23 protein-coding genes are annotated in these 23632 nt (G+C 51.6%); 1 reads left to right on the plus strand and 22 read right to left on the minus strand.

From position 1 onward, the window contains the following. Window positions 1-3: 3 nt before the first annotated feature. The 8 genes from dinG to ACTRXI_RS09175 are packed head-to-tail and all read right to left on the minus strand — an operon-like array spanning window position 4 to window position 8366. Entirely contained in the window at window positions 4-2808 is a 2805-nt protein-coding gene (gene dinG / locus ACTRXI_RS09140) for an ATP-dependent DNA helicase DinG (protein WP_474262120.1), read from the minus strand. Window positions 2809-2829: 21 nt separating this feature from the next. Further along, window positions 2830-3813 (minus strand): biotin--[acetyl-CoA-carboxylase] ligase, encoded by a 984-nt coding sequence (locus ACTRXI_RS09145; protein WP_474262121.1) that lies wholly within the window; start codon window positions 3811-3813, stop codon window positions 2830-2832. Then, complete coding sequence (locus tag ACTRXI_RS09150; protein ID WP_474262122.1) at window positions 3806-4963, minus strand: tRNA nucleotidyltransferase/poly(A) polymerase-related protein; 1158 nt, start codon at window positions 4961-4963, stop codon at window positions 3806-3808. The genes ACTRXI_RS09145 and ACTRXI_RS09150 overlap by 8 nt, the downstream gene beginning before the upstream one ends. Continuing rightward, complete coding sequence (gene bshA, locus ACTRXI_RS09155; protein ID WP_474262123.1) at window positions 4963-6090, minus strand: N-acetyl-alpha-D-glucosaminyl L-malate synthase BshA; 1128 nt, start codon at window positions 6088-6090, stop codon at window positions 4963-4965. Before bshA ends, ACTRXI_RS09150 begins: the two co-directional genes overlap by 1 nt. A 2-nt stretch (window positions 6091-6092) precedes the next feature. Further along, on the minus strand, window positions 6093-6803 hold the full coding sequence (gene bshB1, locus ACTRXI_RS09160) for a bacillithiol biosynthesis deacetylase BshB1 (RefSeq protein ID WP_474262124.1): 711 nt from the start codon (window positions 6801-6803) through the stop codon (window positions 6093-6095). Between the two features lies 1 nt (window position 6804). After that, window positions 6805-7212, minus strand: coding sequence for a methylglyoxal synthase (mgsA, locus tag ACTRXI_RS09165; RefSeq protein ID WP_322525126.1), 408 nt, complete (start codon window positions 7210-7212; stop codon window positions 6805-6807). Between the two features lie 12 nt (window positions 7213-7224). Next, complete coding sequence (dapB, locus tag ACTRXI_RS09170; protein WP_474262125.1) at window positions 7225-8028, minus strand: 4-hydroxy-tetrahydrodipicolinate reductase; 804 nt, start codon at window positions 8026-8028, stop codon at window positions 7225-7227. Continuing rightward, window positions 8025-8366, minus strand: a complete 342-nt coding sequence (locus ACTRXI_RS09175) for a nucleotide pyrophosphohydrolase (protein WP_462866500.1) — start codon at window positions 8364-8366, stop codon at window positions 8025-8027. Before ACTRXI_RS09175 ends, dapB begins: the two co-directional genes overlap by 4 nt. Window positions 8367-8493: 127 nt before the next feature. On the opposite strand from ACTRXI_RS09175, the gene ACTRXI_RS09180 reads away from it, so the two are divergent. Further along, window positions 8494-9363 (plus strand): YitT family protein, encoded by an 870-nt coding sequence (locus ACTRXI_RS09180; RefSeq protein ID WP_474262126.1) that lies wholly within the window; start codon window positions 8494-8496, stop codon window positions 9361-9363. 77 nt (window positions 9364-9440) lie between these two features. Here ACTRXI_RS09180 and ACTRXI_RS09185 read toward each other — a convergent pair whose 3' ends face one another. The 14 genes from ACTRXI_RS09185 to aroC all read right to left on the minus strand — a co-directional run bounded on the left by ACTRXI_RS09185 (window position 9441) and on the right by aroC (window position 23540). Then, on the minus strand, window positions 9441-10118 hold the full coding sequence (locus ACTRXI_RS09185) for a zinc metallopeptidase (protein WP_474262127.1): 678 nt from the start codon (window positions 10116-10118) through the stop codon (window positions 9441-9443). Window positions 10119-10189: 71 nt separating this feature from the next. Then, a complete protein-coding gene (locus tag ACTRXI_RS09190; RefSeq protein ID WP_474262128.1) occupies window positions 10190-10792 on the minus strand; it encodes a DUF1405 domain-containing protein in 603 nt (200 codons plus the stop codon). Between the two features lie 51 nt (window positions 10793-10843). Continuing rightward, window positions 10844-12103 carry a tetratricopeptide repeat protein gene (locus ACTRXI_RS09195; RefSeq protein WP_474262129.1) on the minus strand — a complete coding sequence of 420 codons (1260 nt, stop codon included), beginning with the start codon at window positions 12101-12103 and terminating at the stop codon, window positions 10844-10846. A gap of 283 nt (window positions 12104-12386) precedes the next feature. Next, window positions 12387-13523: a prephenate dehydrogenase gene (locus ACTRXI_RS09200; protein ID WP_474262130.1), complete on the minus strand. Its 1137-nt coding sequence runs from the start codon at window positions 13521-13523 to the stop codon at window positions 12387-12389. A gap of 45 nt (window positions 13524-13568) precedes the next feature. After that, window positions 13569-14669, minus strand: coding sequence for a histidinol-phosphate transaminase (hisC, locus tag ACTRXI_RS09205; protein ID WP_474262131.1), 1101 nt, complete (start codon window positions 14667-14669; stop codon window positions 13569-13571). Window positions 14670-14704: 35 nt separating this feature from the next. Next, entirely contained in the window at window positions 14705-15529 is an 825-nt protein-coding gene (gene trpA / locus ACTRXI_RS09210; RefSeq protein WP_474262132.1) for a tryptophan synthase subunit alpha, read from the minus strand. Then, window positions 15522-16724, minus strand: coding sequence for a tryptophan synthase subunit beta (gene trpB / locus ACTRXI_RS09215; RefSeq protein ID WP_474262134.1), 1203 nt, complete (start codon window positions 16722-16724; stop codon window positions 15522-15524). Before trpB ends, trpA begins: the two co-directional genes overlap by 8 nt. Next, window positions 16702-17367 carry a phosphoribosylanthranilate isomerase gene (locus ACTRXI_RS09220; protein WP_474262135.1) on the minus strand — a complete coding sequence of 222 codons (666 nt, stop codon included), beginning with the start codon at window positions 17365-17367 and terminating at the stop codon, window positions 16702-16704. The genes trpB and ACTRXI_RS09220 overlap by 23 nt, the downstream gene beginning before the upstream one ends. Next, a complete protein-coding gene (gene trpC / locus ACTRXI_RS09225) occupies window positions 17342-18124 on the minus strand; it encodes an indole-3-glycerol phosphate synthase TrpC (protein WP_474262136.1) in 783 nt (260 codons plus the stop codon). The genes ACTRXI_RS09220 and trpC overlap by 26 nt, the downstream gene beginning before the upstream one ends. Beyond that, window positions 18117-19142: an anthranilate phosphoribosyltransferase gene (gene trpD, locus ACTRXI_RS09230; protein WP_474262137.1), complete on the minus strand. Its 1026-nt coding sequence runs from the start codon at window positions 19140-19142 to the stop codon at window positions 18117-18119. The genes trpC and trpD overlap by 8 nt, the downstream gene beginning before the upstream one ends. Continuing rightward, window positions 19135-20643: an anthranilate synthase component I gene (trpE, locus tag ACTRXI_RS09235; protein WP_474262138.1), complete on the minus strand. Its 1509-nt coding sequence runs from the start codon at window positions 20641-20643 to the stop codon at window positions 19135-19137. Before trpE ends, trpD begins: the two co-directional genes overlap by 8 nt. Before the next feature lie 247 nt (window positions 20644-20890). Next, window positions 20891-21271 carry a chorismate mutase gene (gene aroH / locus ACTRXI_RS09240; protein ID WP_474262139.1) on the minus strand — a complete coding sequence of 127 codons (381 nt, stop codon included), beginning with the start codon at window positions 21269-21271 and terminating at the stop codon, window positions 20891-20893. A gap of 13 nt (window positions 21272-21284) precedes the next feature. Then, complete coding sequence (gene aroB, locus ACTRXI_RS09245) at window positions 21285-22364, minus strand: 3-dehydroquinate synthase (RefSeq protein WP_474262140.1); 1080 nt, start codon at window positions 22362-22364, stop codon at window positions 21285-21287. A 3-nt stretch (window positions 22365-22367) separates the two neighbouring features. Beyond that, a complete protein-coding gene (gene aroC, locus ACTRXI_RS09250) occupies window positions 22368-23540 on the minus strand; it encodes a chorismate synthase (RefSeq protein WP_322525140.1) in 1173 nt (390 codons plus the stop codon). Window positions 23541-23632: the final 92 nt, after the last annotated feature.

The raw sequence follows: 23632 nt of genomic DNA on the forward strand, positions 1-23632 counted from the left end.
TTTTTAACGTTTTTTTGCTTCTTCAAAAAAGTCAGCGATACGGTCCAGCACCGCATCCATCGGTTCATAATACGTATTCGTCCGGGGAATCGAGTCAATAAACGACGAGCCGTAGGAAGCCTCCATAATCCGCTTATCAAGTACTGTTACCACGCCCCGGTCCTCGGAATGACGGATCAGCCGGCCAAAGCCCTGCTTGAATCGGAGTACAGCGTGCGGCAGCGCTTCTGCATAAAACGATCGTTTCCCCTGACGCTGCATTTTGTCCGACACAGCTTCATAAACAGGATCCGTGGGCGGAGAGAAAGGCAGACGCACAATGATCACGTGCTGCAGCTTTTCCCCGGGTATGTCGACACCCTCCCAGAACGCATTGGTTCCAAGCAAAAGCGCATTGTCCTGCTGCTGAAACAGCTTGGTCAGCTTGGCGTGGGTGCCGCTCGTAATACCCTGTCCGATGACGCTAAGCGTCGATTCCTCGGTCCATTCTTTCAGCTGGTGATACACCTGTTTAAGCATGTTAAAGGAAGTAAACAGAACCATCGTTTTTCCTTCCGTAATGTTGACAGCGTGAAAAATATATTCGGCCGCTTCCTGCGCAAAATCAGCATGTTTATCATTCACCCCGGAAATGTCTTTTGGAACGAGCAGCTGCGTCTGGGAAGCATAATGATAAGGGGAAGCAATCAGACTTGTGTGCGGCAGAAAATCATCCAGCCCCATTTTTGATTTCATGTATTCAAATGAACCGTTGACTGCGAGAGAGCCGGAGGTAAGCACGACGCTTGCTTTTTTCATGAACAGCTGTTCACTCAGCTCCGAGGCTACCTCCACCGGCCGGGCGTAAATGTACGCAGCATTTTTGGCGCCGCTCTGCTCTGCTTCCACCCAGTAAACATGTTCGGGTTCCCGTTCAAACAGCAGGTGGAACAGATTGTCCCCCAGGCTGTCCAGCTGCCCCAGGTAAGAGTTTAGTTCGGCAAGTTCATTTACAAAGTTTTTGGAAGAAGGCTGCGTTTCCCATGCTTGTTCGAACGTTTCCCACGCCTTAAATTCCTGTTCCAGAAGCGTAAGGAAACGGCGTCCGGCTTCTTCCACCTGCTCCCACACGGAGCCGGATTCCCCGCCGGGTGTGAAGCGCTGGCTGTACCGGCCCACTTCCGAACGCCGCCGCCCGGAAGCCGTGCGGCACCAGCGTGTGAGCAGACGAAAGAGCTCGTCGCATTCATACATCAGCACTGCATGATTGTCCTCGCGTTCCTGGTACCAGCCCGGCTCAAAAACGATGCCGGCTTCTTCCCCAAACCAGATGAGCGGGCGCACGACGCTCTGTTTTGTATCCAGGCCGAACCTGCGGAGCAGCCGGTTTGCTTTTGTGTAGTGAACGGATCTGCCTGCATATTTCCCCGCCGTTTCCGGCAGGTGATGCGCTTCATCAATGACCACGTATGGATAGGATGAAAATAAATTTTTACCCTGGTACATATCGCTCAAAAGCATCGCATGATTGGTGACGACGATATCGGCATATTCGGCTTTACGGCGGGCACGTGCATAAAAACAGTACGCCTCCCACCCTCTTTGCGCGTGCTCATCCTGATAATGATTCTGGCGGAGGCTTTCCCAGAGAGCATTTCTGCGGCCGCCGGCCATATTAATTTCATCAAGATCCCCGTGCCGGGTTTGTGTCAGCCATATTAACACCTGGCCGAGGCCGAGTGCTTCTTCGAGCGAAAACTGGCGGTGCTGCAGCCATTTTTCAAGTCGCTGCAAAGAAATGTAGTTGCCGCGGCCTTTTAAAACAGCCACAGAAACCTGGTCGTCGATCAGCCGCTCAAGCAGTGGGAGATCTTCATTCATCAGCTGCTCCTGCAGCGTGAGTGTCTGCGTGGAAATTAATATTTTTTGATTGTATGTACGGTGATATTTTACGGCTGGAAGCAGATAGGCGAGCGTTTTCCCAAGACCGGTGCCCGCTTCTATAACAGCGTGGGAGCGTTCCTCAAACGAGGCATAGACCATTTCTGCCATCTCCAGCTGCCCCGGACGCTCTTCAAAACGATCCCATCCCCGGCTTTTAGCATGACTTCCGCTCAGGGTCTCCTGCAGTGATACGTTTCTCTGCTCCGGCTTTTCTGCCGGAAGCTCTTTGCGGAACACAATGCCGTGGTTTTCCTCTAAATCATACGGCAGCTGCTGCGGGGCCTTTGCAATACAGCGCTCAATATACTGGTGAAGGTCACTGTGCAAGAAGGCAGCCAGCCGGTCCAGGCGGTGAAGCACGTCCTTTGGAAGCAAGGCTAGCCTTTTACGGATGGATATCCAAAGCTCTGCAGTGACGAGGGCATCGCTGTCCGCCCGGTGCGGACGGTCGTGGTCAAGATCCAGCCACGATGTGATCTGGGAAAGCCGAAAGCCCGGCGCTTCCGGATAAGCAAGTCTCGCACACTCTACTGTGTCCACGACTGGTCCCTGAAACAGCGGAAACCCGGCTTCCTGCATGCCTGCATTGATAAATGCCAGATCAAACTGCACATTATGACCGACAAAGGCAGCGTTCTCAAGCCAGGCGGTTAACGTGGGAGCCACCTCATAAAACTCCGGGGCCTGCTCTACGTCCTGCTCCCGGATACCGGTAAACTGCTGGATAAAAGGAGGGATCGGCATATGCGGCTGAATAAAGGTGGAAAGAGTGTCGAGCACTTCTTCGTCCTCCATAAGCACTGCGCCGATTTCAATAATTTTTGCTCCTTTTCTTGGAGAAGTGCCGGTTGTTTCTACATCTATGACTACATATTTTTGTCCCATCTGCCTGCCTCCTTTCTTCCGCTATTCCGGCGGGGGAACGTCCAGAATTTCGCCGCTGTGCACCGTCTGTATGCTTCCATCTGTTTTTTGCACCTCCAGGGCCCCCTCTTCGGTTATACGAAGAGCTGTGCCCTCCACTGTCTGGCGGGACGTTTCCACCTGAATAAAGCTCCCCAGCGTATCTGTTTTTTGGGACCAGGCAGCTTTGACTGCACCGAATCCATTCGTTAAGTATTCATTATACCAGGACTCATAGCTTTTTAAGATAGATGCAATAATCTGCGGACGACTCTGCCGGACTCCTGCATACTGCCGGATGGAAGCGGCTTTATCCGCAAGCTCTCCGGTAAAATCCCCGTCCGCCTGGTTTATATTAATACCCATGCCGACAATTACTGTCTGTACCTCATCCATGTCTGCCTGCATCTCCGTCAGTATACCTGCCAGCTTCTTTTTATGAATGCGGATATCGTTCGGCCATTTAATCGCAGTCGGAGCCGGAAGATAGCTATCAAGCGCCTCGGCAAGAGCTACCGCCGACAGCAGCGTGAGCTGCGGAGCGTAGCGGGGAGGCACCTGCGGGCGGAGCAGAAGACTCATCCAGATGCCCTGTTCCGGACTACTCTGCCACGTGCGTCCAAGCCTCCCCCGTCCCTGCACCTGTTCATTCGCGACGGCAATAAGTCCTTCCCCGGCTCCTTTTTCAGCCTGCTCCCTCACAATTTCCTGGGTGGAGGTGACAGTATCATTATAAATAATCGTACGGCCGAGACGTTCAGTTGTAAGATGAAGCATAATTTCTTCTGTACCAACCCGGTCGGGAAAACGCACCAGCCGGTAACCGCGCCGGGATGCCGCTTCAATTTCATATCCATTTTTCCGCAGCTCTTCGATCTGCTTCCACACAGCGGTACGGGACACCTGCAGTTCATCGCTGATTTCCTGACCGGATACCGGACGGTCCCGGTGGGCCATCAACAGCTGCAGCAATCGATTTTTATTCATCGTTCATTTCCTCCAAATAGGCTAACAGCTTTTGTTCACTATTTTCTACCTTTTCATTCACGACTGCCTGCTCTAAAAAGGCGATCGTCTTTCCGATTCTCGCCGTGTCCTTATAACCCGGCATCGAGGCGATTGACTTCGGCGGAAGGGCCAGATCCTGCCTGGAATGAATCGGAAGAGCTTCCCATTTCTTTCTCCATTCTGTGCAGGAAAGCCCCTGGTAAGTAAAATTTTTCCACTTTTTGAGCTTCTCCAGATCTGCCACCTGCGTTGGACCAAAATAATACAGCCACTGCAGCCACGTATCGGGAGAAGCCCGGACATCGACTCGTTCCAGCAGCCAGCGGCACTGCTTCCGTACCTGATTGGAAAACCGCCATCCATTCAGCATATCCAGACTTTTTTGACCGTACAGGGCATACAGCAGAGCCGCCCATGAAGCTTTCGTGCCCGCTGGAAACTGTACAAGCGTGGAGTGGTGAAAAAATGGAGAGGCCGTCCGAACCGGTTCCGGAAAATGTGAAAACAAACGCAGCTCTCGCATGCCTTCGAGGGCGCTCAGCCGTTTCTGCCCTTCAAGCAGCTTGGTTATTTCATCGCGTATTCGTTCCACGGCGGTATACGCAAGCCCTGCTGCAGCTGCCTCCGCTGCCCGCTCAGCTTCCAGATCCAGTGAAAAACCGAGAACCGCCCTAAAACGGAACGCCCGTATCACCCGGAGCGGGTCGTCGGAAAAGGCGCGTTCAGCTGAGGCCGGGGTGCGAAGCACCTGCCTCTGGATATCCTTCTTCCCGTTAAACGGGTCGATCACCTTGCCGTCTGTATCTGCTGCCATCGCGTTGCATGTGAAATCCCGCTGCTGCAGATCCTCTTCGATTGTTTCCGCCCCTTCCCGGAACGGAGTCACTTCCACGATACTATTTCCGCTCTTCACAAGAAGCGTCCCGAATTTTTCCGACGGCTTCACAGCGTTCGGAAAAACAAACGAAAGCTCTTCAACGGTCGCAGCCGCTACTATATCTATATCGCTCGGCGCCCGTTTCATCAGGCGGTCGCGTACAGCTCCGCCTACAATATAGGCAGTAATGCCGTTTTGCTGTAACCTCTTAATAACAAGCAGCGCCTCTTGCCACGTCTGCTGCTCGTTCATTACTTGCCCTCCACGGTCCGTCGGTATACTTCTTCGTACTGGGCTACGATGCGGGCGGAGGAGAAATATTCTTCCACCACGTCGAGCGAGCGCTGTTTAAACCTTTTCATTCTACCCGGATCCGTCAGTAGCCCGACCGCCTGCTGGGCAGCCAGTTCCACTGCTCCAAGCGGGACAACATAGCCGGTTTCATTATGAAAGACCACCTCAGGAATACCTCCGACATCTGTACCAATGACCGGCACACCGCAGGCCATCGCTTCAAGCGCAGCCAGGCCGAAGCTTTCTTTTTCCGAAAGCAGCAGCATCAGATCGGCAACGTGCAAATAGTCGGCTACCTCCCGCTGGTTGCCTAAAAACAGCACGTCCTGATCGACGCCGAGCCTTTTTGCCTCCGCCCAAGCCTTTTCCCGGTCCGGTCCATCCCCAAGCATGACCAGCTTACAGGAAACCTCTGCCTGCACTGCAGCAAATGTCCGCACGACGTCTACGACCCGTTTCACCGGCCGGAAATTGGAGACGTGCAGAAGCACCTTTTCGTCTTCGTCGATGTTGTATGCTTTTTTTAAATCCTTTTTGTCGACTTTCGGCCCATACACCCGTTCGTCCACGAAATTGTAAATCGTATGAATATCGCGGTCGACTTCAAGCATCTGCCTGGTCTGCTCCACCAGAGCGTCTGATACTGCTGTCACTTCATCCGAGCGCTGAATGGCGTAGCGGATAATATCACGAAGCGAGGAGTCATGGCCAAGCACAGTGATATCTGTGCCGTGAAGCGTTGTTACTACTTTTACAGGATGATCGGTCATGTCCCTCGCTAAAATCGCACAAACAGCGTGAGGCACGGCGTAATGCACGTGCAGGACATCGAGCTCCTCCCGGTTGACAACTTCCGCCATTTTGCTTGCAAGTGTTAATGAGTACGGCGGGTACTGGAATACTTCGTATTGGTTTACTGAGACTTCATGGTAATAAATATTCGGTGAGGTTTCGGTTAAACGATAAGGGATCGCCGAGGTGATGAAATGAATTTCATGGCCCCGCTCAGCAAGCAGCTTGCCGAGCTCAGTCGCGATCACTCCCGATCCTCCCACCGTCGGGTAGCACGTTATTCCAATTTTCACGCTTAGTCACTTCCTTGTCTTTTGGGCACCTGTTGAAAAAGCATCGGAGTTTCGGCGATAAACCCTTCCGCGTAAGTCACTCCCGTTTCTTTGCCGAATAGTCGATCTCTTGCCTTTATTGTTTCGAGGTACCCGTCTGTAAGCGGTGTGCTTACGGCCTCTTCCCCTGGGTTAAACTGGCTTTTATACGCCTTTAATGCCGCTTCTTTATCGCCGGCGGCCGGGGTGATGTCCACATAAAAGGAAGGCCGGTGGTAGCCGTTGATCATATAGTAGTACATGTTTGGCACTTTGTGGGCATTTTCGTCCACACCAGGGTACAGCTTGACCCCGGCATCAAAGACGGCCCGCTTAACAATACTTCCAGCATCACCGTGATCCGGATGCCGGTCGATGTAGTACGGGGCAAAAATCGTGTCAGGCTGGATGCGGCGGATCAGCTGCACAAGCTGGGTGTACTCTTCCTGGGTTACTGCAGTAAGCATACGGTCCCTCCAGGTAAGCTGGAGCCGTCCTGCACCGAGGATCTCTGCTGCCTGCTCTGCTTCCTGCTGTCTGGTTTCCACGGTACCGTTGGAGGAAAGATCTCCCTCTGTCAGGGAAAGCATATAGACATTGTCGGTTTTACTGTGCAGCGCTACCGTCCCGCCCATTCCGATTTCGATATCATCAGGGTGGGCCCCGACGGTTAACAATGTTCGTTTATGTGTCATATTAATCTGTGGACTCCTTTAAAATATCCCGGAAGGCAAACAATCCGTGTTCAAGGCCTTTAATCAGCACTTCAGCTGCGGCCATATTCGTTGCAAGCGGCACCCCGTGCACGTCGGCGAGCCTCATAAGCGCAGTGATATCAGGCTCATGCGGCTGCGCGGTCAATGGGTCCCGGAAAAAAAGCACCAAATCCACCTGCTGTTCTGCAATCTTTGCCCCAATCTGCTGATCGCCGCCCAGCGGCCCGGACTGGTACTGTTTGACGTTCAGGCCGACCTCTTCATTCAGTCTCCCCCCGGTCGTTCCTGTTGCTGAAAGGGTGTGACGCTCGAGGATATGCCTATACGCTTCGGCAAACCGGATCAGATCATCTTTTTTCTTATCATGGGCAATCAGTGCGATATTCATAAAAGTTCCCCTTTACTCCAGAATGTTTTCGAGGCCGTACACGAGTTCCTTCATCGTGACTACCTGCTCAATCGCAAATTTGACCCCTGGCATAAATGACGCCCGGTTGATCGAATCGTGCCGGATCGTAAGCGTCTGGCCTTCGCCGCCAAACATTACCTGCTGATGTGCCACGAGGCCCGGAAGGCGCGTACTGTGAATCCTCATGCCGTCGAGCTCTGCTCCGCGCGCCCCCGGCATCGTTTCTTTTTCCTCCGGGTGCCCCTGCGTTTTTTTGGTGCGGTTTTCCTGAATCAGCTTTGCTGTTTTCACTGCGGTGCCGGACGGGGCGTCAAGCTTTCGGTCATGGTGCAATTCAGTAATTTCAACATCCGGGAAGTAGGCTGCAGCCATTTGCGACATTTTCATCATCAGAACAGCGCCGATAGCAAAGTTTGGTACAATAAGCACTCCCCGCTGCTGCTCTTTTGCTTTCTGACGCAGGCGCTCGAGGTCTTCATCGGTAAAGCCGGTAGTACCAACGACCGGTGCAAGACCGTAGTCGAGTGCTTTCTCTGTATGTATCTTTCCAATTTCCGGCGTGGTCAGATCTACAAACACTTCTGCTTCGACTTCGCCGAGGCACTGGTCAACGTCCGTATAGACGCGGGCCCCGGATTTTGGCATGCCTTCGATTTCCGACAACAGCGAGCCTTCGTATTTATGGTCCACCACAGCGGCGATCTGCAGGTGCTCCGCTGCTTCAATCATATGTACAGCTTCCTTACCCATGTTTCCTCTCGGTCCGGCAACGATAACGCGGATTGATTCAGTCATTTGTCATTCTCCTTTTTCGTCCATCTATCCTGGTCTCTTGTTTCAAACTTTTCCATTACGATACGAAACGCTTCATCCAAATCAATATCAAGCGAATTGGCAAAGCAGATGAGCACAAACAGCAGATCACCCATTTCCTTTTCCAGTGATTTATGCTCTTCGCTTTCTTTCTTCGGCTTTTCACCGTAATAGTGATTAATTTCTCTGGCAAGCTCTCCCGTTTCTTCGGTCATTCTTGCAAGCATGGCGAGCGGACTGAAATAACCTTCTTCAAACTGGCCGATGAAGGCATCCACTTTCTCCTGCATTTCTTTCATCGTCATTGGTTCCCCGGCCATTCCGGCGTCCTCCTTTCAATCGTATAAAAATCCATTCGGTTTGACAAACATAGATTGCCTCCTGCCCCGGGCTTTACTATAATGTAACGGTTGATACAAGCTTTCCGGCCGGAGAGGAGGAACCATCATGAACATTTGGATACATACCCGCAATATCTTTTTTGTCGTGCTCGGCTCTGCTATTATGAGTTTTGGACTTGTCTATTTTAACATGCAAAACCAGCTAGCGGACGGCGGCTTTACTGGTATTACCCTAATTCTTTATAATTTATTCAATATCAACCCTGCCTTCAGCAACCTCGTTCTGAACATTCCCGTCCTGATTCTGGGCTGGCGTCTGCTCGGCCGGCACGTCTTCATCTATACGTTAATAAGCACGGCGGCAGTCAGCTTATTTTTATGGCTCTTCCAGGAGGTCGAGCTTCTCCATCTGCCGCTTCAGGATGATCTTGTTCTTGTGGCCCTGTTCGCCGGCGTTTTTGTCGGCTCGGGCCTCGGCATTGTTTTCCGGTACGGCGGAACCACCGGAGGAGCTGACATTATCGCCAAGCTTGCGAGTAACGTATTCGGCTGGACAATGGGACGCTCGCTGTTTATGTTTGATGCTGTTGTAATAACCGCTTCCCTTTTGTATTTAGACTACCGGGAAGCGATGTACACACTCGTGTTTGTGTTCGTGGCTGCCCGCGTCATTGACTTCATTCAGCAGGGAGCGTACTCCGGAAAAGCCGCTATGATCATTTCCGATCAGGCTCCGGAAGTAGCTGACGCCATTCTGCAGGATATGAACCGCGGAGCAACTATACTAAACGGTAAGGGCAGCTTCACCCGTCAGGAAAAAGAGATTCTCTACTGCGTCGTTGGCAAAAACGAGCTGATGCGTCTGAAGCACCTTGTTGAACGGGTGGATCCTCATGCCTTTGTTACAGTTAACGATGTCCAGGATGTTATCGGTGAGGGGTTCACTCTCGATGAAAACAAAAACCCGTTGCAATAAGGCGTCTCAGCCATGTATTTTCATCAGCCGCAACACATAAAAAACACCTGCCCGGTGACCGGTACAGGTGTTTTTTGCTATTCTTCGCTCGTCATGAGGAACATGGCGATAAAACGCCCCAGTTCCAGCACGGCTACCAGAGCGGCTGCAACGTACGTTAATGCAGCAGCATCGAGCACTTTTTTCGTTTCCCGCTCTTCATTGTTACTGATAATACCGGTCGCAACGATCTGATTCATGGCGCGGCTGCTCGCATTGAACTCCACCGGAAGGGTGACAACCTGGAACAGAACAGCGGCCGAGAAAAACACGATGCCCGCCAGAAGCATGCCGGTCGACTGCAGTAAAATACCGGCAAGAATTAAAAAGAAGGAAAGGTTGGAGCCAGTCGAAGCCACTGGAGCCAGCGAGGAACGGAATCGTAAAAACGCATAGTTTTCCGCATCCTGAATCGCGTGCCCCACCTCGTGGGAAGCGATCGCCTGAGCCGCTACTGTCGAATTGTAATAGTTATCCTCCGACAAGCGGACGACTTTTTTCGAAGGATCATAATGATCCGTTAATTTTCCTTTAGTTGGCTCTACGCGTACGTTATAGATGCCGTTTTCCTCCAGGATTTTCTTTGCCACGGAGGCACCTGTCATCCCGGACGAATTGCTTACATTCGAATATTTTTTGTATGCTTTTTTCACTTTGGACTGTGCCCAAAGCGGAATGAGGATAAGCGCTGCTAAATATAACAGAAGCATTCCCATTTTTTCTCATCCCTCCATTTATATATACTTATATTGTATGAAGACGGGGGTATAATGTCAAAGATTCTGCTCTATTCCTCCATGAGCCGAAGCTCTTTCCGGCCGGGGCTGAGTCTCCACCAGAGCAGAACCCCTGCAGAAATAATACTCAGCCAGAATGTCCCGTAGCCGATTAAGGAAATGTACGGCTCAAGCGACGCCGAGGCCCAGGGATACATTCCAAAAACGTAGTCAATCACATCATTATGTAATGTCCATACCGCTACTGCTCCTATATGCCAAAGCTTTACCCGGTAGTAAGGCAGATACAAAAAAGCCTGCAGTGCCATGCCGGCGTGAGAGGCAATAAGCATGTAGTGCTGCCAGCTGAGCGTCTCCCCGGCTACGCCGGAAAACACGTTCATCCCCACCGCCCAAAGCCCGTACTTTACAAGCGTTATAAAAGCGAATGCTTCCGCCAGTCCGCTCCTTCTGCCGATAATGTACAGCCCGAGAACGATCGTAAAAACCAGGCTTGCCGTCGGACTGTCCGGGACGAAGGGCAGAAACACAGCCGGCGTCTGCTGCAGCTGCTGACCGTACCAAATGTAGCCGTAGATAGTGCCGAGCGCGTTAATGATAAAAAGAGGGATTAACACGTAAGGTGTTCCAAACCATCCAAGTAGCTGTTTCACGATATCATCCGCCTCGTTCAATATGTAGGAAAAGACACCAGATTCGTGTCTTTATTCACTCATGCGAAGGTCTTCAAGCAAAAGCTGAAGCTCTGTATTGTCCGGCTGCAGGGCTGAAGCCTGCTCCAGGTGCTTCAGCGCATTCTCCCGGTAGCCGAGTTCAAGCAGCAGACGACCGTACTCTTCAAGGAATACTTCGTTTTCCTGATATACGCTGTACACTTCTTCATATTTTTCTTTCGCTTCGGCGGGTTCGTCCTGGAGGTTTTTAGCGCGGGCGTAATACCACTGAAAACGTACATCCGGCTCTCCCATTTCGTATAAATGATCAATCAGGTCAATCATCGCCTCCGGCTCTTCCTGCTCCATCCACATGCTGAGAAGCGCATTCGCTGCTTCAAGATGTGCCGGATTTAAAGCAAGTGCCTCCTTGAGATGTTTTTCTCCTTCTTCTTCATTGCCAAGCGCCATATACAGCTTTCCGGCCTCAGTATATAAATTTTCATTGTATTCATCTTCTTTAATGCCAGCCTTTGCTGCTTCCAGAGCTTTTTCATGGTCTTCGAGCCCTTCGTAGCTTCGCACGAGATATGGATAGAGTGCCACAAAATCTTTATCCATGTTGCGGAGCTCTTCGAATTTCTCTGCAGCCAGCTGATAATCGCTGACCTGAAGCGCCGTATAGCCGTATCCAAACAGAGCGTGAAGCTCGGTATGTTCTTTCAGTCCAGCCTCGTAGTAACTCAGCGCATCCTCAAAAGAACCGGTCACGCTGTATGCTTCAGCGAGACGAAGGCTCAGGCTGCCATCCGGAAACTTAAACCCGGCGCCTTCAGCCTGCTTCAAATAAGGAATGCTTTTAGCGTAGTCCCCCCGGGATAAATAGTAATCTCCAACGGCGGCAAGCAGCACCGGCTCTTCAGGACTCAGCTTCAGGGCATCGAGCAGCTTTTGCTCCGCTACTTCATCGAGCCCCTGCATCTGGTACAAATCAGCTAGCAGCAGCTGCGCCCGCAGATATTCTTCGTCTGACTCCTTCACCTCGAGCAGCCATTCAATCGCTTCATCTTCATCGTCCATATCAATCGCATTCTCGGCTGCTGTCGTCAGCAGTGCCCCCTCATCGGGATAGCGTCCGAGCAGGTCTTCAATCAGCGGCTGGGCCTTATCTGAGCGGCCCAGCTCCTGATACATTTCCACTATATCGTATTTTTCCTGATCGTTCGCAGAGTGGCTGTATTTCTCCATCTCTTCGAGCCCTTTTTCCGTATCGCCGTTTCTTATCGTTTCGAGGATCGTTTCTAAATTCACGCCGTCAACAACCTTTCTTCCAGGTAAATCTCGTTTAGCACTGTGTAATTATAGCAAACATTGCCCGCTGTGACGAACAGAAAACCTCCCCCCGCCCATTATGATAACGTTTACAAAAACAAAAAAAACACCTGATGTCTACTCATCAGGTGTGCCGCCACATCGGCTAGTTTTAAGATAAAGAGTATGGATAGGAGTGGAGAGAAACCATACGCTAATATTAGTATAACGTAATTGTAAGCGTTGTCAATGCTTCTCTCCTATTTTTCATTCTTTTTTTCCGTTAACCGATGTAGGATTCATAATCGTGCTTTTCGAGCTGCTGCATACCGGCCCGCCGGTCTTCTTCCGTACGGAAGGTCAGCTGCAGCACGCCCATGATGTCCTCTCTCGTTTCAAGGATCCGTATATTAATAATACTGATGCCGGTACGTCCAAGAATCCCGGTTACGTCCGAGATAACGCCGGGGTGGTCCGGCACATCGACAAACAGATCATAAATGGATGGTATGGCTCCCTGCTTTTTTGCAGGCAGACCGTCACGATAAGATTTTGCATGCTCAAAAAACTGATATATCTGCTCTTTATCCCCCGCAGCAAGCATTTGTTCAATGGCACTCATCTGCTGCTTCCAGTCTTCCATCAGCTGCCGCATCACGTCATTGTTTTTCAGAAGAATATCGGTCCACATTTCCGGACTGGCTGAAGCGATTCTTGTAATATCCCGGAACCCGCCGGCTGCAAGCTTTGTCACCCAGGCCTGTTCGTCCTCCATTCCCTTCACCTGATGCACGAGTGCCGATGCTACGATATGCGGAAAATGGCTGATGACGCCCGTCAGCAGATCATGCTGCTCATAGGACAGCTCTATAAACTTTGCCTGCGTGCCCTGAAGCCAATCTTTGATTTCACCAATTTTTTCAGAGGACCCAGGACCATTTGGCACCAGCACGTAGTAGGCGTTTTCAAACAGACGGACCCGGGCGGCATGGACACCGCTTTTATGTGATCCGGCCATTGGGTGGCCCCCGATAAAATGAACGTTCTTTTCTGAAAGAACGTCTGCCTGCTCGCAGATCGATGTTTTTGTGCTTCCGACATCAGTAATGATGGCCCCGGGCTTTAGAGACATTCCGGCGAGCTGCACGAGCAATTTCTCCGTGGTGGCAACCGGAGTGGCAAGCACCACCAGGTCTGCTTCCTTTACAGCCTTTTCCAGGTCCGGGACTGCCTCGTCAATAACACTCAAGGATACCGCGAGCTTGGTCTGGGCTTCATCTACATCTGTTCCTGTAATATAAACATCGGGATGTTCCTGTTTGATGGCGAGGGCAATTGACCCTCCGATCAGTCCCAGCCCGATAACTGCTGCTTTTTTCTGCATCTGTTTCCCTCCAGGCCTCTCTTTGTTTCCATACATAAAAACACCCGGCTCCGAGCGGAGCCGGATTCCAGGTGTTGTCCGCTAAAGCCTGGCCTGCTGATGTTCAAGCACTTCACTCAGCGTCTGGCGGAAAGCTTCGTTCTGCTCTTCGGTCCCTATCGTTACACGGATCGATTCCGGATAGCCGAGGGCTTCTCCTGAACGGATGATAATTCCCTTTTTCAGCATTTCGTCAAAAACTACGCTTCCCGCAACTCCTGTATGAATCAGCAGAAAATTGGTCTGGGAAGGCACATAGTCCAGTCCGTGCTCTTCGCAGAAAAACGTCATTTTATCGAGTTCGGTTTTATTTTTCTCCCGGCACTTTTCAATAAAGGCGCGGTCCTTCAAGGCGGCCGTTGCCGTCCGCTGGGCCACAGCTGTCACATTGAACGGGGGCCGGACCGGCTCCAGGGACTGAATCAGTTCTTCATGGCTCACGCCGTAGCCAACCCGGAGTGATGCCAGGCCGTAAGCTTTTGAAAAGGTACGTAAAAGAAGAAGGTTCGGGTATTCCTGCAGCAGCTTCAGCGTATCCGGATAATCGTTTGCGGTCACATATTCAATGTAAGCTTCATCCGAAACAACCAGTACGTTTTCCGGCACCCGGTCAAGGAATGCCACAAACGCTTCATCATTAATATAGGCTCCGGACGGATTGTTCGGATTACATACCCAGACAATACGTGTCTGTTCATCAATCGCTTCAAGCATAGCTTCCAGCTGATGTTCCCCGTCCACTGCCGGAATTTCACGGATTTCTGCTCCTTCAATGGCTGCATTATGCTTGTACTGCGAAAAGGAAGGTACTGCCATAACGGTATTTGTGTCCGGGCCTAGCATGGCCCGGCAGAGCATTAAAATAACTTCATCGGAGCCGGCTCCAAACAGCAGCTGTTTTTCTCCGACATTCAGCTCTTCGGCCACTGCCTGACGCAGCTCAGCTGCATAACCATCCGGATAAATTTCCGGATCGGCGGCCGCTTCCTCGATTGCCCGTTTAGCCTGCGGCGGAGCACCGTATGGATTTTCATTGGAAGCCATTTTATGGACGGTAGTCAGTCCGAGCTCCCGTTTCACTTCTTCAATTGGTTTCCCCGGCTGGTAAGGCGTCATGCCTTTGATTTGTTTTTTAATATACAACTTTGTCACCTCGTCTTTGTATGCTGATTACTATCTTACGACGAAATTAGCTCGGAGACAAAGGTTTTAATTTCGTTCAGCGCCTGCTCGCGCTCTGTTTTTTCGGCCGAAACGAGTGCCTCCTGCTGTTCTTCGACGATTTTCATAATCGCACTGCCGACGACAACGCCGTCGCTCACACCGTCAAGCAGCTCCACCTGCCGGCGGTTGGATATGCCAAAGCCGACAGCAACCGGCACCGTGCTTGCTTCTTTCACTTTGCGGATAAACGCATAGGCTTCGTCCGGGAAGGCATCCCTCGTACCAGTTACGCCAAGACTTGAAACGCAGTACAGAAAACCCTGGGCCTGGGAGGCAATTTTTTCAATGCGGTGGGCAGATGTCGGTGCCACAAGTGAAATGACCGACAGTCCCTTTTCCCTGGCAAGCTCACTGATAAAACTGCTCTCTTCCATGGGAAGATCCGGAATCAGCACCCCGTTTGCCCCGGCAGATGCCGCTTCTTTGACAAACGTCTCTTCTCCCATGCGCAGCACAGGATTCACATAGGAAAACACGACCACCGGAATTGTCAGTCCACGTTCTCTCATCGTCTGAATCATGCGCAGAGCCCCTTTCAGGCTCATACCACCTTTAAGGGCGCGTTGGGCTGAGCGCTGCAGCAGAGGACCGTCAGCCAGTGGATCAGAATACGGGATGCCGAGCTCTAAAATGTGGGCGCCTGCCTCCTGAAGCGAAAGAGCAATCGAAATCGTCGCTTCTTCATGCGGGTCCCCTGCCATAATAAATGGCACGAACAGAGGGTATGGAGCCTGAGCTGCCGCTTCTTCTACTGTCAGCACATTTGTTGCTTTATTCATCACTGCTCTCCCCTTCCATACGACGACGGATCGTTTCAACGTCTTTATCTCCACGACCCGAGAGGCAGATAACGATTCGTTCACTTCTGTCCATCTGTTTGGCTTTTTCAAACGCCAGGTAAAGGGCATGGGAGGTTTCAATCGCCGGAAGAATGCCTTCTTTCTTTGTTAAGAGCGAAAGTGCTTCCAGGGATTCTTCGTCTGTCACACCCGTGTATTCCACGCGGCCGCTTTCAGCCAGATGGGCGTGCTCCGGTCCAATGCCCGGATAATCCAGTCCGGCGGAAATGGAATACGGCTCAATAATCTGTCCGTTCTCATCCTGGATTAAATACGTCAGCGACCCGTGGATCACCCCGCGGGTGCCTTTCGTAATGGTTGCTGCGTGCATAGCTGTATGCACGCCCATGCCGGCAGCCTCCGCGCCGTAAAGCTTTACGTCGTCTTCAAGAAACGGATAAAACATGCCGATCGCATTGCTTCCGCCTCCCACGCATGCTGCAATCGCATCCGGAAGAGCCCCGCACCGCGTCTGCATCTGCCGTTTGGTTTCATCTCCAATAATCCGCTGATAGTTCCGGACAATCATTGGATAGGGATGCGGGCCAACGACCGAACCGATCAGATAAAACGTATCTTCCACGTTTGTTACCCAGTAGCGGATGGCTTCATTGGTGGCGTCCTTTAAAGTTTTGTTTCCGGACGAGGCCGGCAGCACTTCCGCTCCCAGCAGCTCCATACGGAAGACATTCAGTTCCTGCCGTTCCATATCCTCTTCGCCCATAAACACCTTGCACTCCAGCCCAAACTTAGCACAGACGGTCGCTGTCGCCACACCGTGCTGGCCGGCGCCTGTTTCTGCAACAATTTTTGATTTTCCCATCCGTCTGGCCAGAAGTACCTGGCCGATGGCATTATTTAATTTATGGGCACCGGTATGAAGCAGGTCCTCCCGTTTTAAATAAATTTCCGCTCCACCCAGATGCTCCGTCAGATGGCCCGCGAACGTCAGCGGGGTTTCCCTGCCGGCATATTCACGCAGAATGTCCTGGTACTCCTCGTGAAAGGATTCATCCTCCCAGGCCGCATTAAATGCTTCTTCAAGTTCCTCCAGTGCATACATGAGCGTTTCCGGCACATACTTTCCGCCGTACTCCCCGTACCGTCCGTGTTCATCGGGATATATCTGCTGCATAGCTATTCAACCTCTTCTCTAATTGTTCTAATAAGCCGGCATCCTTTACTCCGTCTTTTTCGAGTCCGCTGGAAATATCAATGCCCGCCGGATGATAAGCAAGCAGGTCTTCAACATTTTCCGGGCGGACTCCTCCTGCAATAAATAACGGAAGTCGGTGGGCTTTTCCGGCTTTAATATAGCCGGGCACGTGCTCCCAGGCGAAGGATTCGCCTGAGCCTCCAAACCGGCCATCGACTTTGGCGTCGATGATAAAACCATCAACGTAATCCGCATAGGCATCGATCTGCTGATGAGTGTATTCTCCATGCGGCAGGGCTTTCCAAACATCCTTCCCTGTACGGTGGCGGATCACCGCCGCTTCTTCCGGCGGTTCCTCGCCGTGCAGCTGAATCACGTCCGCCTGTATTTCTTCAACGGTCGCAATCACTTTTCGCACCGGTGCATTCACAAACAGGGCTGTTATCTTTTTACCGTGCAGCGGATGAGTCTCCAGCCATTCGCGAACGGCTCCCGGCTCTACCTCCCGTTTCCCCGGGGCAAATACAAACCCTGCAAAAGCGGCAGAGGAAGAAGCAGCAAGCCGCACATCATTTTCGGAATGCAGGCCGCACATTTTAAACATCGGCGTCTGTGGAGGCATGGTCGCTCACTCCCCGCAGTTTTAATAACGCTTCACGTACATCCGGCTGTCTCATAAGTGATTCTCCGACGAGCGCCGCTTCTGCCCCGAGCAGCTGTACATAATCGAGGTCTTCGTTTGTACGGATACCGCTTTCGCTCACAAGCACACTGCCTTCCGGTATGAACGAAGCTGCTTTTCCTGTCTGCCCGAGTTCTGTATGGAACGTATAGAGATCACGGTTATTAATACCGATAATTTCCGGCGTAAACTGATGGAGAAGTTCGTGCAGCTTTTCAGGCGAATGTGCTTCTACAAGCACCTCCATCCCGAGCTCGTAGGCCTGCTGGTATAATTCGTGCAGCTTTTCCGGAGCAATGGCCTCTGCGATCAGTAAAATAGCATCTGCCCCCATCGCCGCACTTTCCTCCACCTGTCTGGCATCGATAATAAAGTCCTTTCGCAGTACAGGCAGAGCGGAGATTTTTTTGACCGCTGTCAGATAGCTGCCGCTCCCCTGGAAATACGTTTCATCCGTCAGCACCGATAGAGCAGCGGCGCCTCCCCGTTCATAGCCAAGAGCGATGGCTTCCGGATCAAAATCACTCCGTATCAGCCCTTTGGAGGGCGAAGCTTTTTTGACTTCCGCAATAATCTGTACGTTCGGCGGATCCTGCTGCAGTGCTTTTTTCAGCGAATAAAAAGGCACGTCCGGACGCTCGCCCACCGTAATCCGGGAAAGTTCTTCCTGTTTAGTTTGCAATATTTTTTCAAGCATACGTTGAATTAACCTCATTTCCCCGCAGGCGCTGCAGCTGCTGTTCGGCTTTGCCTCCGCGGATGACTTCTTCCGCAAGCTGCACGCCGTCTGCGATTGTTTCTGCACGGCCGGCAGCGTAAAATGCAGCACCCATGTTTAATAGTAAAATGTCTTTTGCAGCACCGGTTTCTGAGCCGTTAAAAATATTTTCGATCAGCACTGCGCTTTCTTCTGCTGTTTCCACCTGCACCTCTTCGACGGGAGACCTCTTCAGCCCTGCCTCTTCAGGTGTAATTTCATATTTCATAATTTCACCATTCCGAAGCTCCGTAATGTACGTACTGTCTGAAATCGTCATTTCATCAAGTCCGTCTCTGCCGGTAACAAATAAAGCCCTGCTTGCACCCAGGTTTTTCAGTACGTAGGCCATCTTCTCCCCGTATTCCCGGTCAAACACACCGACCACCTGAATATCAGCGTTTGCCGGATTTGTTAACGGACCGAGCACGTTAAAGATTGTACGAAAACCCAGTTCTTTTCTCGGGGTGACTGCATGCTTCATCGCTACGTGGTACAGCGGGGCAAACAGAAAGGCCAGCCCTTTTTCCTGCAGGGCTTTTACCGCCTCATCAGGTCCTGACTGTACAGGCACCTGCAGTGTTTCAAGCACATCGGCGCTGCCGCTTTTGGATGATACCGAGCGGTTGCCGTGCTTAGCTACTTTAATACCCGCTCCACTTAACGCAATCGCAGAGGCGGTGGAAATATTGTACGTTGAACTTACGTCGCCGCCAGTGCCGCAAGTATCGAGAAGAGAAGGCTCCTCATGCTCTAAAGACAGCGCATGGCGGCGCATACTGCGGACAAAGCCGGTCAGCTCTTCCACCGTTTCGCCCCGAAACCGCATAATGGTAATAAGGCCGGCAATCTGGCTCGGCGTAGCCTCTCCCTGCATAATAAAGTCCATTGCCTGTTCTGCTTCCTGTTCTTTCAGTGTATGCCCCTCAATACATTTATTCAACAGTGCCTTAAGCATGAATATTCTCTCCCTTCTCATCGGTGAACATTGCTTCGGCAGCGGCTACTGTACGAAGAAGAGCTGCTGCTTTATTCTGCGTTTCTTCGTATTCCGATGCCGGGTCCGAATCGGCAACGATACCGGCACCGGCCTGGACCTTTGCCGTCTGATTTTCCACAAGCATAGTCCGGATGGCAATACAGGAGTCAATGTTGCCGTCAAAGCCCATATAGCAGACAGCCCCGGCATACATACCGCGCCTTGTCGGCTCGAGCTCCTTTAAAATTTCCATCGCACGGATTTTCGGCGCTCCGGAAACGGTTCCGGCCGGGAAAGCGGACTGAAGAGCCGCAACCGGGGAAACAAACGGGGAAAGTCTTCCTGTCACTTTGGAAATAATATGCATGACGTGTGAGAAGCGGACTGTTTCAAGCAGCACCGGCGTTTCCACCGTGCCGTAGGAAGCAATCCGGCCAACATCATTTCTGGCCAAGTCAACGAGCATAAAGTGTTCCGCCCGCTCTTTTTCATCGGCAAGCAGCTCTTCTTCGAGTGCTTTATCTTCTGTGTCAGTCTTTCCCCGCTTGCGGGTCCCGGCAATCGGATGAATTTCCACGTGGCCGTCGAGCACCTGCACGAGTCGTTCCGGAGAACTTCCTACCACTTCTGTTTCCCCGAGACGCAGATAAAACAAATACGGCGACGGGTTGATCATGCGGAGCACCCGGTAAAGGTCAAAGCCGCTTACCGTTGTCGGAAGCTCAAAGCGCTGGGATAGCACTGTTTGAAATACATCTCCGGCTACAATATATTCTTTAATTTTCTCCACTGCCTCCATGAAGTCTTCCTTCGTATAATTGGATTGAACCCGGCTGAAGTCCACTGCTGTGTTTTTTTCCAGCGGCGGATACATGGCGGAGCCGGAATTCCCGTTCTGCAAACTCTTTTGAAGCTTTCCCACCGTTGCCTTTGCTTCGTCAAAACGTTTCTCAGGCTCTTTATCTGTATGTTCATCGTAATAAATGATTGTCAGCTCTTTATTCGTCTGATCGAGCGCCATAATCGTGCGGCAGTACACAAAGTGTATACGTGATTCCGGGGCGCTCTCCGGGGCAAGCTTTGGCTCGAACAATTCCACGGCATCGTACGAGAGAGCCCCAACAGCTCCGCCTTTAAATGGGAGATCCACCTCCGGGAGCGAAGGATTAATATAGTCTGTCGCCTGCTGCATGCAGGCCTCCAGATCAGAAGCTGTAAGTATGAGGGTGCCGTCCGTTTTCTCGAGACGAAACTCCCCTCCCTGCTCTACAATCCGGTAGGAAGGATGAAGCCCGACAAACGAGTAACGGGACCACGGAGAGGCTTCGTCTTTACTTTCAAGCAGATATACCGCATCTTCCTGAAAGTGGCGAAACACATCGATGGGGGTGAGGGTGTCGGAAAAGTAATGCTCCATATAGGGAATTGTGCGGTGGAACGCACATTCGTCAGTGAATGCTTGCTTCGTTGTTTTGGTCACGGTTTTTCCTCCTTTGATCGGAAAAGCATGCCAGAACACGAGAAAAACCTCTCTGCGGACAGAGAGGCATGATAGAAGAGAACCCTGCATATAATATAACTTCGCAGGATTTTTTGGTTAAATGTATTGTCAGGTATCTTCTATTCTCTGCTATTCTGCCTCTGCTCTTCTAACTCTCTATGCTGCCTCCGATTGCAGCGCTCATCTATACCTTAACTGTCGATGCTCTAAACTTATACTTATCCTACTAGGAATCCTTTTGCTTTGTCAAACCCAGGTCCGGGCGAAGCGCCACCGCTTCGTTCAAAAAGATATGCTTCACATCTTTTGCAGGTACATTCACGTCCGCAGTCATCATTACGCGGATGCACCGCTCCAGGCTCCCGGGCACCGGGATTTCCTGTGCACACATTACCGGTACAAACTCCCAACCAGGAATCTCCCTCGCTGCTTTTGCCGGAAAAGCAGCGTTAAGATCAGAAGTGACCGTAAACCAAATATGCGAGACCTGGTCCGCGGTAATGTGATTTTCCGCAATCATCTCCTCAAGTACCCGGCCGGTTTCCTCCCAGATCTCTTCTGCGCGGTTTTGTTTTACCGTTGTTGCTCCCCGTACACCTCGTATCACTGTTGTCACCTGCCTATTTGTAATAGCGATCGAGCAGCTGCCTGATCGTGTTTTCTTCCACTTTTGCTGTCAGCGGTTTCCCCGGCTTCTCAAGCAGCACGTAATGGATATCCCCGTGGGAAGCTTTTTTATCTCTTTTCATCGATTCCACTAATGTGTCCGCCGAAAGCCCGCCCGGGGCGTCCACCGGATAGCCCAGTGATTGGAGCCATGCTTTTTCTTTCTCCAGCTCCCAGTCGCCTGCGCTCTCGTTATTACTTACCGCAAGAGCAAACCACAGGCCGGCGGCCACTCCTTCTCCATGAGTAATGCGTCCGTAGCCCATTTCTTTCTCCAGGGCATGGCCAAGGGTGTGCCCAAGATTTAAAAACGCCCGCACTCCCTGCTCGCGTTCGTCTTCTTCGACAATACGCGCTTTAACTTCAATCGACCGTTTAATCCACGAAGCAACCTCCGGTGACTTCATGTCCTCCACGCTCTGTACACGGGCTTTCAAATCCTGTAAAAAGGCCTCCCCGTCAAGGTAGGCGTGCTTGATCATTTCGGCAAAGCCGGAGCGCCACTCCGCGTCGGGCAGGGTATGCAGCGTCGCAGTATCATATATGACAGCCAGAGGCGGATGGAAAGCGCCGGCCAGATTTTTGCCTGCTTTCAGGTTAATACCCGTCTTTCCACCTACGCTGCTGTCCTGGGCAAGAAGAGTAGTCGGCAGTTGAATATAGTCTACACCCCGCATGTATCCGGCTGCCGCAAAGCCGGTCAAATCACCGGCCACTCCGCCGCCGAGCGCCACAAAGACCGCCTTCCTGTCCATTTCGTTTTCTGCCGCGAATTCCCACAGCCGGGAAAGCTCCTCCACCGATTTAGACTGCTCACCTGAAGGCATCACATAGGTGCTTACGGGCAGCAGCCTGGCGAGCTGGCCTTCTGTCTCTTCCCGGTAGAGAGTGTCCACGGCCTTGTCTACGACGAGGAGGAAGCGGCTCTTGCCTGCCGTAGTTTCCTTTAAAAGATCTGCAAGCTGATAGCGCAGTCCTTCCCCGATTATGACCGGGTAGCTTCTCTTCTCCGCCTGTATCTGAACAGTTTCCATTAGTTAAAAATCCTTGGCTTCCTGTACATACTCTTCAAAGTTCCGGCGGATACGGTCCACATTATCTGTACCGAACATATCCAAAAAGGAAACGGCGACTTCAAACGCCACAACGTTTTCCATTACAACCGAAGCAGCAGGCACTGCACAGCTGTCCGAGCGCTCAATGCTCGCTTTAAACGGTTCTTTGGAATCAATATCTACGCTTTGCAATGGCTTATAGAGGGTCGGAATCGGCTTCATCACGCCCTGGATAACTACCGGCATACCGTTGGTCATCCCGCCTTCAAATCCGCCAAGGTTGTTGGTGCTCCGGTAATAGCCGTTCTTTTCATCCCAGACAATTTCATCATGCACCTGGCTTCCCGGCCGGTTTGCCGCTTCAAAGCCGATACCTACTTCAGCCCCTTTAAAAGCGTTAATGCTTGCAACCGCACCGACGATTTTGCCGTCAAGCTTGTGATCGTACTGCACGTGACTGCCGAGACCCACCGGCAGGCCTTCCACTACGGTCTGTACGACACCGCCAATGGAATCGCCATCTGCCTTCGCCTTGTCGATCGCTTCCATCATTTGTTTTTCCGCCTCTGGATCAAGACAGCGGACCGGAGAGGCTTCTGATTTTTCCTGAAGCTCCTGCATGGAGGAATAAGACGTCTCTGCTGAATGGATACCGCCTATCGTAAGAACCTGGCCGCCTACTTCTATTCCGAAGGTTTTGAGAATTTTTTTCGCCAGCGCCCCTGCCATTACCCGCGCAGTTGTTTCTCTTGCCGAGGAACGCTCGAGTACGTTTCTCATGTCACGGTGCCCGTATTTAATAGCCCCGTTCAGATCTGCATGCCCGGGACGGGGACGTGTAATTTTCCGCTTCACTTTTTCCGCTTCCTCTTCGGAGAGCGGTTCGGTGCCCATAATCTTTTCCCAGTGCACGAAATCGTCATTTTCGACGACCATCGTAATCGGCGCTCCGGTCGTTTTTCCATGCCGGACCCCGCTTAAAAACTTAACTTTATCTTTTTCAATCTGCATTCTGCGGCCCCGGCCATATCCGCCCTGGCGTCTGGCAAGCTCCTGGTTGATATCTTCTTCAAGAAGCTCCATCTGCGCCGGGACTCCCTCAACTATCGTTGTCTGCTGTGGTCCATGTGATTCTCCTGCGGTTAAAAATCTCATATGCGTCTTCTCTCCCCTTTGCTCCATACGTATCTCTTTAGTGCTTTTATGCAGTAAATGATAACATAATCCTCTATTTAGTGAAACTGCCA

The sequence above is a fragment of the Marinococcus sp. LNHM4E3-1 genome (assembly GCF_056034405.1).